The organism is Methylobacterium trifolii (genome assembly GCF_022179685.1).
Lineage (GTDB): Bacteria > Pseudomonadota > Alphaproteobacteria > Rhizobiales > Beijerinckiaceae > Methylobacterium > Methylobacterium trifolii.
Map to the genome: position 1 here is coordinate 1 of NZ_BPRB01000304.1, position 3,950 is coordinate 3,950.

Annotated in this window: 1 protein-coding gene, 2 pseudogenes and 1 other annotated feature; of the genes and pseudogenes, 2 read left to right on the forward strand and 1 reads right to left on the reverse strand. The window is 61.0% G+C overall.

Going from position 1 to position 3,950, the window contains the following annotated elements; genetic code table 11:
- Positions 1-582 (reverse strand): annotated as a pseudogene (locus COGEMETH_RS22625) (hypothetical protein); the annotation flags it as partial.
- Positions 583-1,515: 933 nt separating this feature from the next.
- Between COGEMETH_RS22625 and COGEMETH_RS22630 the strand changes: the two are divergent.
- A pseudogene (locus COGEMETH_RS22630) lies at positions 1,516-2,743 on the forward strand (IS3 family transposase).
- Positions 1,795-1,911: a sequence feature (AL1L pseudoknot), on the forward strand. It overlaps the preceding pseudogene by 117 nt.
- A gap of 206 nt (positions 2,744-2,949) precedes the next feature.
- Positions 2,950-3,950, forward strand: a 1,001-nt coding sequence (locus COGEMETH_RS22635; RefSeq protein ID WP_238184948.1) for a cyclic nucleotide-binding domain-containing protein, incomplete at its 3' end; no start/stop codon positions are given.

Consider the following 3,950-nt stretch of genomic DNA (forward strand, 5'->3'; position numbering starts at 1 on the left):
CTGCCAAAGTAGTGCTAGCACGTCATTGCCAAAGCCGCCTTTAAGGGTATCGTTCGCAACCCCCGTGCGAAGCCCATCACCGAAATCTCCACCAACCAATGTGGCGGAACCAGTATTTCCGGATACATCCCAATAGAAGCCGCCATCATTAGTTTGAAGTTGTCGTGACATATAACCAGTAAAACCAACCTGGTTTTGATCTTCGATTATTCCTGTGTACACAATCGTATTATCAGAAAGTTGAAGTCGACCATAGACGGGAGAATTTGAATAGGGTCCGACATATATGCTCCTATTTGTGTCGGCGTGCGTGAAATATTCTTGGTAGCTAGCAGGATTATATGAAGAGCCGAGCGAGGCGCGAAATACGATCATCTTATACCTCGATGTATCGGCGGGCGAATTATCGATATCGGCCACTGTATGCGGGAAGTCGGAGATATCTGCAATCATCAGTGAACGAGCGATACAAAGAAAATCTTGACGCTCGCATGGATATGGAGGCTTCTTAGGCGGATTGTCCGATGTCAACACTCCTGAGACAGGTTGAGGATTTTCACGACCGGAGGAGGGCTGGTTCATCGTAGCGCCCATGGGCGAAGATGAAACAGATATTCGGGCCGGCATGTAAGCTGGCAGACGCCATGATCAATGACATCCGCCGGACCACGGATCAGACCACCCGCCTACTCATACAAGACACTGACCCTATCAGCTATCATGCCGGGCATCCGATCGGGTTCCAGATGCTGAAAGAAGGCGGTTCAGTAGCGCGTTGAAATTGCACAACAGTGTCGGGAAAATATTCTGTCAGAAATTGGGGCAAGCAAACTCCGAAAAGTGTCGCCAATCCCATCCGCCCGGGTAAGCCTGCCGTTCAGCCTCACGTTGCGACCCCGACTTTATGATCAGCAACTGGTCGACCTGATAGATTGTAGGCTTCCGAGGCGCCACGCTGCCTCATGACCGTACACTGGATGGTCGCGTCAGACATCCTCATCTCGCTTCAGACCTGCTGGCCTGCCGCCGCACTGAACCGATGATGGTAGCTCGATGTTTCCCTGCATGCGTCGCGATTTTTCCCTACTCGGTACGATAGGGAATTGGCTTGTAATACCAACCGGTACTGATCGTAATCAATAGGCCTAATGTCGCAGTCCGATGGACATGATGAGCCAGGATTAATGAGGACTGCAACAACATAGAAACGCGATAATCGATGTAGGCCTGCGTACGGTTCCGGACAAAATGAGATAAATGGTCGGTGAAATTGAGATGATTTGTCAGCTGGAATAGGCTTTTCTTGGAGCGCCGTATCGGATCGCGGCCGGCATGTGGATGCGGCGACAAACGCCACTCCTGCCAATCGGAGAGGTTCGGTGCGCATGGGGCTGCCGGCGCAATTGAACACCGAGGCGTCGAGCCAGCGGAAGTCCGGCGTGAAGCCGATGCACCAGACGAGACTTGAACCGCGCCGGGTTTCCCGGAGGCTTCAACTCTTGAGAGGATGGAGCGATGACGAAGCGACCCCCACCGTATTCCCCTAGGATTCGTGCCCGCGCGGTGCTGATGCTTGGACCACCAGGGCGAGCGTGCCTCGCAATGAACGGCGATTACTTCAATCGCGGCCGAGATTGGCTGTTCGGGCGAAACGCTTCGGAATCGGATCCGGCTGTCCGAGCGGGGCAAAGGCCTGCGGGGCGGCCCGAGCACGGACGAGCGCGAGCGGATCAAGGCGCTGGAGCGCGAGAACCGCGAGTTGCGTCAGGCCAACGAGATCCTCTGGAAGGCGTCGGCGTATTTTGCCATGGCGGAGCTCGACCGCCGGCCGCGGACGTGATCGCCTTCATCGATGATCACCGCGCCGTCTACGGGGTCGAGCCGATCTGCAGGGTGCTGCCGATCGCCCCGTCGACGGACCGAGCGCATGCTGCACGGCGCGCCGATCCCGGCAGGCTGCCGGAACGGGCCAGGAGCGAGGCGGCGCTGATGGTCGGGACCCGGCGCGTGTTCGAGACGACCTTCCGCGTCTACGGCGTACGGAAAGTCTGGCACCAGCTCCGCCGGGACGGGATCGTGGTGGCCTGGTGCACCGTCGCGAGGCTGATGCGAGCGATGGGACTGAAGGGTGTCGTGCGGGGTAGGGCGGTCCGGACGACGATCCCCGCCCCAGCGGCGGTGTGCCCACTCGACCGGGTCAACCGCCAGTTCAAGGCTCCGCGCCCGAACGCGTTGTGGGTCAGCGACTTCACCTGCGTCGCGACCTTGGCCGGCTTCGTCCATGTCGCCTTCGTGATCGATGTCTTCGCCCGCCGGATCGTCGACTGGCGGGTCTCCCGAACCCGCCCACGCCGTCTTCTTGCTCGACGCCTTGGAGCACGCTCTGCACGCGCGTCGTCCCGTCCAGGGCGGCGGCCTCGGGCACCACAGCGACAGGGGCTCGCAATACCTTGCGCTGCGCGACACCGAGCGGCTCGCCCAGGACGGTGTCGAGCCGTCCGTCGGCAGCGTCGGCGACAGCTACGACAATGCTCTGGCCGAGACGATCAACGGCCTGTTCAAGACCGAGGTGATCCATCGCCGTGGCCCGTGGTGGTCGTTCGAGGCCGTCGAGTTCGCCACCCTCGAATGGGTCGACTGGTTCGACACCCGCCGCCTGCTCCAACCGATCGGGAATATCCCTCTCGCAGAGGGCGAAGCGCGCTACTATGCCCAGGCCGAGCCGCAAGCCTCGGCAGCCTGACTCAAGCCAGATGGCCTCCGGGAAACCCGGCGCGGTTCATGCGAGTGCTCGATGACTTGTCCGGCGCGACCGGGCGATGCCATACCTTCAAGTCCAGACTTCCCTCTACAACATTGAGGGACGCCTCCGGGCCAAGGTCGTCTCGTCTCGTGACGAGGAACGATTGATGCAGCCCCCTCGCCGGGCACCATGCGATAAGGTTGGACATGGAAACGATCGGCCGCGATCTCAGCGAGATGCAGCGCGTTCCCCTCGCGGCCTCGCATGTCGCGGCGCTTCGAGCAGCCGGGGTCGAGCGGAACTACCCGGCCGGAACGTTCCTCGCACGCGCCGGCGAACCTGCCGATCGGTTCGTCTATGTCGAGGCGGGCGAGATCGAAGTGGTGAATCCGTACACGGATGAGCGTCACCTCCCGTCGACCCTCGGGCCGACGCAGTTCATGGGCGAAATATCGTTTCTGAACGGCGGCAACTGGTCGATGCCCATGCGGGCGGTCCAGGATACCACCGTGGTTGACGTGCCGCGGCTGGAGATGCTGCGGCTGATGTCCGAAATTCCCGAGATGTCGGACATCGTCATCACGGTTCTCGCGGCGCGGCGGCGTCGACAACTCGACTCGCGGGACGGCACATTGGTGTTGATCGGCGAGGATGACGACCGGGCTGTTCGGCGGATTGCAGAGTTCGCGAGCCGCAACCGATTGCCCTACAGGTCCTACGCGATCGGTAGCCCGGAGGCCGGAGCCGTCGCGAAAAGCTGTTCGCTTGCGTCCGACCGGCCGGCCGTGATCTTCGGACGCGATATCGTCGTGACGGAGCCGACACCCGATAAGATCGCTCACCTGCTCGGCCTCAATTATAACCTTCTCGATGACGAGGCCTTCGACGTGCTCATCGTCGGCGGTGGTCCGGCCGGCGTGGCGGCGGGCGTCTACGCAGGTGCTGAGGGGCTCCGCGCCCTGGTGATCGAGGATGTCGCAATCGGCGGCCAAGCCGGCACATCGAGCCGCATCGAGAACTACATGGGGTTTCCGACGGGGATATCCGGAGCCGATCTCGTCTGGCGTGGCGAGGTCCAGGCGTTGAAGTTCGGGACCCGGTTCGCGATGCCCAGGCGTGTGGTGAAGCTGGAGCGGCTTGAAGACGGCGCATTCTGCGCGACGTTCGAGAACGATCAGCGTGTCCGTGGGCGCACCATCATCGTCGC